Here is a 7,668-nt window from a genome sequence, read left to right as displayed (position 1 = left end):
TTTAAAATGCTTGCTTGTCTTACTCTTTATTTGCTCGTATTCTTTGATGACTAACAACCATTTATTGCTCATTAATTGTTGCTCTTTTTTTGTCATAGGTACAATTATAAGAATTGTTACCTAAATTGTGAAGAAATACACGGCCGGCAGGTCGTGTCTAATGTCTTGAATCTAAAGTCTAACGTCTTAATTTATTAAATATCCATTATCCCATTTTTCGCACTTTGTCCATCATCCAATCGAAACAACGATCACTTAAAATGCTTCGGGTGAACAATGAGATTTTGGCCAATTTTCCGGCGGCATATCGGGTTTTCGGCCGTTTTGACTTAATTGCTTTTAAAATCACTTTCGCGATGACAAGCGGATCAGAACCCTCCTGTTTCTCAATCATCCTACGATACATGGGTTCATTTAATTTTACCAGGGGAGCATAGGCTGTTTTACCGGAAGCTTTTTCCATACTTTCAAACGAAATTCCACCCCATTCAGTATTAATTGCTCCGGGTTGTACAATAATTGTTTCTATTCCAAAAGGTTTTAGTTCCGGCCGTAAACTGTCGCTTAAGCCCTCAACCGCATATTTCGTGGCGTGATACCACACACCCAGCGGTTCCCCAAATTTTCCACCAATTGAAGAAATATTGATAATTCTGCCCGACTTTTGTTTTCTCATAAAAGGAAGTACCAATTGAGTTAACCTGGCCAATCCAAAAATATTTACCTCAAATTGACGTTTAGCTTCCGCTATTGCAACATCCTCAAGTGCCCCATAAGAGCCATATCCTGCATTATTTACCAATACATCAATATGGCCTTCTTTTTTGATGACCTGATCAACACCTTCTATCAATGATTTGTCATCCGTAACATCCATCGATAAAATATTTACCCCGAGTTTTTCGAGATCCTTCATTCGATCCAGCCTTCTTGCTGCCGCATAGACAACAAAATCATTTTCATATAATAATATAGCAGTTGCTTTTCCAATTCCACTGGAAGCCCCGGTAATTAAAACTACCTCTTTTTTCATTTTAACTGAATTCTTATTCATTTCTATGTTAAATTTTTTTAATTTTTGATGGAGTCCCAAAGCAAGTCAAACATTATTTGCTGACTAATTTCGTTCCATAAAAGTTGATTCTCCTTAATTGATTTTGTGAATTCATTCAGCAATCCATTCATACAGGCAAAGATATATACTGTATCTACATCCTTAATAACCAGGTCTTTTTTGGCATCTTCAATTATTTGGAAGATTGGAGTAAATGGCTGCATCCCTTCTATTTTAACCAATTCATCAATAAATGGAGACCTATAATATTGCTCTAGAAATGCAGACTCCCTGAAATGGGCAATTGCATTAGCAACACTGCTAATAAAAAGGCTTTTAAACAAAGTTTTATATGGCTGGTTTAAGTTCAGTTCATGAAGTATATTTTTGGCCTTTTGCTTTTTTAAATGTAAATACAAACTGTTTATAAGTTCATGCTTATTTTTAAAATAAATATACAATGTACCCGTTGCAATTCCTGCCTCCTTCGCTATTTTGGACATTGTCATACCGGTAAAACCCAAATTTTCATTCAGGTGCAAAGTGGCTGCATAAATTGCCTTTATCTTATTATCATCCTTTGGTCTCACGCTGCAAATATAATGAATATATATTCATTTATAACAAATTTATTTTAATAATCAGCACTATTTAAAATATTTAATGGTTTTAATAGATTTAAAATTTTCCAAGAAAAAACAATAAATGAAATTAGGTTATTTCACAAGACTTGCGCTAAGATATCGGAACAGACATAGAAAAAAGACAACTTTATTTTCCCATTCTGGGAACTATTCTAAGAAACACACGTATGAGTACTAAATCTCCATTTGGGAATGAATTTCAAATGGATATATTATTAATTTAAAAAGAACATACATGAACCCATTTCGTATATTCATTGTTGAAGATGATGAGTTCTATGGAGAGATGTTAAAGCACCATCTTTCTAAAAACCCCGACTATGAGGTAGAACTCTATCTTACAGGGAAAGAGTGTGTTGCCAATTTACATAAAAAGCCTTCAGTAATTTCACTTGACTTTACACTTCCCGATACTACCGGTCATGAGGTTATGCTAAAAATCAAGGAATATGACCAGGATATTCCAATAATTATTGTTTCCGGGCAAGAAGAAATTGCTACGGCCGTCAAGTTACTTAAAGAAGGTGCTTATGATTATCTTGAAAAGAACGAAGAAACCAAAGACAGGTTATGGAACTCTCTGATCAAGATTAAAGAAAACATTGGCTTAAAGCAGGAAATTTCAACCCTTAAGGAAGAAATTGGGAAAAAATATAAAGTTGATAAGGCCATTAAAGGAAAGAGTCAGTCAATTAAAGGAATTTTTGAGTTAATAGAGAAAGCGGCAAAATCAAATATTACTGTTTCATTATCAGGAGAAACAGGCACAGGGAAAGAGTTGGCCGCTCGTGCCATTCACTATAATTCTTCACGCTCAAAAAAGCCATTTGTTGCTATTAATGTTTCTGCAGTGCCAAGAGAGTTGATTGAAAGTGAATTATTTGGACATGAAAAGGGATCATTTACCGGAGCCAATACCAGGAAGCTTGGAAAATTTGAGATTGCAAATAAGGGTACCTTATTTTTAGATGAAATCGCTGAAATGGATATCAATATGCAAACTAAATTACTTAGGGTTTTGCAAGAGAGAGAATTTTCACGGGTTGGAGGACACGACATCATAAAAATAGACGTCCGCTTAATTGTAGCCACAAATAAAGATTTATCAGAAGAAGTTCATAAAGGGAATTTACGTGAGGATTTGTACTACCGACTTTTAGGATTACCTATTGAAATGCCACCTCTAAGGCATAGAGGGGACGATATCATTGTACTGGCCAAATACTTTTTGGAAGAGTACGCTAAAGATAATAAAGTAGATTTGCCAAGTATCTCATCCGAAGCCTCCGAAAAATTATTAAAATATCCTTATCCGGGCAATGTTCGTGAATTAAAAGCTATAATCGAATTGGCGGCAGTTTTAGCAAATGATAATATTATCAACGAATCAGATATTTCTTTCAATTCTGCTCATGGAACGAGCGATTTCTTAATAGAAGAAGATACATTGCAAGGTTATGAGCGAAAAATCATCAAGTTTTATTTGCAGAAATATAATAACAATGTATTACTGGTAGCTAAAAAGCTTGATATTGGGAAATCGACTATTTATAGAATGTTAAAAGGGAATGAAATTTAAATATTTGGAGGCCAATGAAAACTTACAGTCTTGATAGGATTAAGGCATTTATAGGTGATGATCAAGAAATGCTAATTAAATTGATTAAGATTTTTTTAGAAAATGGGCCACAAATATTGAATTCAATCCAAAACAACCTTATTAACAAAGATTATCAGCTTCTGGCATTTCATGCACACAAACTAAAAACAAGTATTGATCATTTTAATATTAAGGCAGTTACAAGTGAAATTCGTCTTATAGAAGATTATGCCCACAATAAATCAAATTTGGAATTGCTTCCTTCATTGATTCAAAAACTAGAACAAGAACTTCAGGTTACCATGAATGAACTTAAAATAGATTTCAAAACTGAACTTTAATTACAAAGGAATATTCCCATGTTTTTTTGATGGATTAGATTTGCTCTTATTGCCGGTCATTTCCAAAGCTTCAATTAGTTTATACCGGGTTTGTTTCGGATAAATGATCTCATCAATATACCCCAGTTCAGCTGCTTTATAAGGACTAGCAAAAGTTTCTCGATAATCATCAACGGCTTTTTTCTTTTGTTCATCGGTCAATGCATCCCGGAAAATAATATTGACAGCTCCATCAGCGCCCATTACCGCAATTTCGGCAGTTGGGTAAGCAAAATTGATATCTGCGCCAATGTGTTTGCTCGACATTACATCGTATGCCCCACCATATGCCTTACGTGTGATTACGGTAATTTTAGGAACGGTGGCCTCTGCAAAAGAATACAACAACTTTGCCCCGTGTTTGATGATGCCTCCAAATTCTTGGGTTGTTCCCGGTAAAAAGCCTGGTACATCCACGAAAGTGATAATTGGAATGTTGAATGCATCGCAAAAGCGAACGAAGCGTGCACCTTTTGTCGAAGAACTGATATCCAATACACCGGCAAGATAAGCCGGCTGGTTGGCAATGATACCAACCGATTTTCCACCCAAACGGGCAAAACCTATCACCAAATTTTGAGCATAATGTGGCTGTACCTCAAAAAAATTATGGTCATCAACCACGGTGGTGATCAAATCCAACATGTTATATGGTTTGTTCGGATCGGCCGGGATAAGGGTTTGGAGTTTTTCATCTTCTCTCTTAACATCATCCCTGCATGCCTTTATAGGAGCCTCCTCCATATTATTTGAAGGGATAAAGCCAAACAACTCCCTAATCATCATCATGGCTTGTTCATCATCATCGGCCATAAAATGTGCAACTCCGCTTTTCGAATTATGGGTCATGGCACCTCCCAAGTCTTCCTTGGTAACTTCTTCGTGCGTTACAGTTTTGATCACCTCTGGGCCTGTCACAAACATATAACTTGAATCTTTCACCATTAAAATAAAATCCGTCATAGCAGGTGAATAAACAGCACCACCGGCACATGGGCCAAGTATAGCAGAAATTTGAGGAATGACCCCTGAAGACATGACATTTCTGTAAAAAATATCAGCATAAGCGCCCAAGCTCTCAACCCCTTCCTGGATGCGTGCACCGCCCGAATCGTTAAGTCCGATGACAGGTGCACCCATTTTCATGGCCAAATCCATCACTTTAATTATTTTGTTGGCATTGGCACGGCTCAAGGTGCCTCCAAATACGGTAAAATCCTGTGCAAAAACATAAACCAGCCGTCCATCAATTTTGCCATAGCCCGATACAACCCCATCACCAAGGATTTTGTTCTTATCGATCCCGAAATCAGTGGCCCTATGGATCACAAATTTGTCTAATTCTACGAAAGTATCCGTATCAAGCAAAATTTCAATCCGTTCCCGAGCTGTCAATCTTCCGGCTTTATGCTGCCTTTCAATCCTTTCAATACCGCCGCCAAGCTCCGCTTGTTTATTTATCAGCTCAAACTTTTTAAATTTATCTTCTAGGTTCATCATAATCCAATTATTTTATTCGATGACAATTAAAGCCTGGTGACCATCCACGATGTCCCCCTCTTTAACCAGTACTTCTTTTATTATCCTGTCTTTTTTAACTTTATATTCGCTTTCCATTTTCATGGCCGAAATAATGATCACAGTATCACCTGCCTTTACATTATCTCCTGGTTTCACTAAAACCTTCACCACTTTTCCGGGCATAGGGGTAGAGATCACTTTTGAATCATCTCCCAGATCTTTCAGCCTGCTTTTCAGATACTTGCTTTCAGCATCAATGACTTCTATTTCGAACGAATCGTATAGGGTATTTACTAAATAATTTTTACTCGATCCATTTTCAATCAACTCTACATTATACGAAATTCCGTTCAAAATTATTGAATAAACGCCCCGTTCGACCATGACCACATCGGCATCGTATTTTTGGCCATCGATAAATATTTCAACGTTATTGCTTACACGGGTGCGGAGTTCAACTTTTGCCAGTTTATCGTTTATTTTTACTTCATACGCCATAAAAACTTATTTTAATATATTAAAAGCGCAATACATTCTTTTTCCTTCCGAAATCCTTCCAATTATTTCCTAACTGTTGTTTTGATTTTTCACATTGCGGAAAACTTGCTTTATCCAGATAATCGATAAAAGCCGCAATGATCGCAACCTCTTGACTATGACCTTTACTGGGAGGTTTAGTCATCAGGAAATCATAATTCTTTTCGATGAAATGGGTATTGTACTTCCCTGATTTAAAATCGGGGCATTCCAATATCCTCGCTAAAAATTTTATCGAAGTTTTTATGCCTGTTATTTTATAATTGTAAAGGGCCCTTCGTAAACGGGCAATGGCTTCATCTCTTGTTTTAGCCCAAACAATCAGTTTAGAAATAAGCGGATCATAGTACATTGGGATTTCATAACCTTCATAAACATAGCCATCGTGACGAACTCCCAAACCCAAGGGCTCAGAAATATGTTTAATAACACCCGGGCTTGGCATAAAATTATTATCAGGATCTTCAGCATAAATACGGCATTCAATAGCATGACCCTCTTGCCGAAGATCTTCTTGTTTAAATGATAAGACATCACCATTGGCGATTTTTATTTGTTCTTTTACCAAATCAACCCCAACTACCCTTTCTGTAATCGGATGTTCGACCTGAAGGCGGGTATTCATTTCCAAAAAATAATAATTCAATTGATCGTCCACAATAAACTCAATGGTTCCTGCACCATAGTAGTCAACTGCTTTTGCCGCGGCCACTGCATGTTCGCCCATTTCGGCCCTAATCTTGGCATTCATCAATGGAGAAGGGGTTTCTTCGACAACTTTTTGATGCCGTCGTTGTACCGAACACTCCCTCTCAAATAAGTGTATGACATTATGATGTTGATCGGCAAGTATCTGAAATTCGATATGGTGAGGTGATTCAATATATTTTTCGACATAAATGGCATCATCACCAAAAGCAGTCATAGCTTCCGATTTTGCAGCACTCACCGAACTGACAATCTCTGATTCCTTTCGCACCAAACGCATACCCTTACCACCTCCACCTGCAGAAGCTTTTATCATTACCGGTAAGCCAATTTCTTTAATTGTTTTTATGGCAGATTCAATATCAGTTAATGGCTCGGTTGTACCTGGTACTACAGGCACATTTGCCGCCAACATTGTTTTTCGGGCTGTAATTTTATCGCCCATTGTTCTGATGGCATAAGCTGATGGTCCAATAAAAATAATGCCCTCTTCTTTGCATCTTTCAGAAAATTTTGCATTTTCCGATAGAAACCCGTAACCGGGGTGTATCGCATCGGCATTTGTTTTTTTTGCAACCGCGATTATTTTATCCATCACCAAATAGCTTTCGTTTGATGGAGCGGGCCCTATATTATATGCTTCATCCGCATACCTTACATGCATTGAGGTTCGATCTGCATCTGAATAAACAGCTACAGATTTGATACCCATTTCACGACATGATCTGATGATCCTTACTGCAATTTCGCCCCGATTGGCAACCAATACTTTCTTTATCATGTAAACAATTTTTAACGGTGTTACCACCACTTCAATTAATGAAATTGATGGCAATATAATACAACATGATTCTATCAGTAAAGATATAGTTTTTTTGTATCCTCTTAACTGTTAATAATTTAACACGATAATCTTCCGGATTATTTTCTGTATAAATAATTGAAATTAGATTTTGGAATATTTGATTTTGTAATTAATGATTCACCTCAATTTATTCGTGAAACTCAGATTTCAATAACGTAGTGAATTGAAATCTGTAAGATGAACGCCTGCCTGCCTAAACAGCAGTACAGGCAGGAATCCCGATAGCCCCGCTTGAGCGGGATTAACTCCGCGTATCGGGATAAATGAGTTTAACCTGCCAGCCGTGTATTTCTTCACAATTTAGGTAACAATTCTTATAATTGTACCTATGACAAAAAAAGAGCAACAATTAATGAGCA

The 7,668-nt window shown here is 36.9% G+C and carries 7 protein-coding genes; 2 read left to right on the top strand and 5 right to left on the bottom strand.

Going from position 1 to position 7,668, the window contains the following annotated elements:
* Nucleotides 1-205 precede the first annotated feature (205 nt).
* Together KKG99_13795 and KKG99_13790 are read right to left on the bottom strand one after the other, a co-directional pair.
* Nucleotides 206-1,033 (bottom strand): SDR family NAD(P)-dependent oxidoreductase, encoded by an 828-nt coding sequence (locus KKG99_13795; protein MBU1014067.1) that lies wholly within the window; start codon nt 1,031-1,033, stop codon nt 206-208.
* Nucleotides 1,034-1,071: 38 nt separating this feature from the next.
* A complete protein-coding gene (locus tag KKG99_13790) occupies nt 1,072-1,644 on the bottom strand; it encodes a TetR/AcrR family transcriptional regulator (GenBank protein MBU1014066.1) in 573 nt (190 codons plus the stop codon).
* A gap of 289 nt (nt 1,645-1,933) precedes the next feature.
* Here KKG99_13790 and KKG99_13785 point away from each other — a divergent pair, with 289 nt between their 5' ends.
* Nucleotides 1,934-3,277, top strand: coding sequence for a sigma-54 dependent transcriptional regulator (locus KKG99_13785; protein ID MBU1014065.1), 1,344 nt, complete (start codon nt 1,934-1,936; stop codon nt 3,275-3,277).
* A gap of 14 nt (nt 3,278-3,291) precedes the next feature.
* The gene (locus KKG99_13780) at nt 3,292-3,639 is read left to right on the top strand and encodes an Hpt domain-containing protein (protein ID MBU1014064.1); all 348 of its coding nucleotides are present in this window, start codon (nt 3,292-3,294) and stop codon (nt 3,637-3,639) included.
* On the opposite strand, the gene KKG99_13775 is transcribed toward KKG99_13780, so the two are convergent.
* The 3 genes from KKG99_13775 to accC are packed head-to-tail and all read right to left on the bottom strand — an operon-like array spanning nt 3,640 to nt 7,225.
* Complete coding sequence (locus KKG99_13775) at nt 3,640-5,175, bottom strand: methylmalonyl-CoA carboxyltransferase (protein MBU1014063.1); 1,536 nt, start codon at nt 5,173-5,175, stop codon at nt 3,640-3,642.
* Nucleotides 5,176-5,190: 15 nt separating this feature from the next.
* The gene (locus tag KKG99_13770; protein ID MBU1014062.1) at nt 5,191-5,697 is read right to left on the bottom strand and encodes a biotin/lipoyl-binding protein; all 507 of its coding nucleotides are present in this window, start codon (nt 5,695-5,697) and stop codon (nt 5,191-5,193) included.
* Nucleotides 5,698-5,716: 19 nt separating this feature from the next.
* Complete coding sequence (accC, locus tag KKG99_13765; GenBank protein MBU1014061.1) at nt 5,717-7,225, bottom strand: acetyl-CoA carboxylase biotin carboxylase subunit; 1,509 nt, start codon at nt 7,223-7,225, stop codon at nt 5,717-5,719.
* Nucleotides 7,226-7,668: the final 443 nt, after the last annotated feature.

Source organism: Bacteroidota bacterium, assembly GCA_018816945.1.
Classification (GTDB): domain Bacteria; phylum Bacteroidota; class Bacteroidia; order Bacteroidales.
This window is presented reverse-complemented; position numbering and strand designations above follow the sequence as displayed.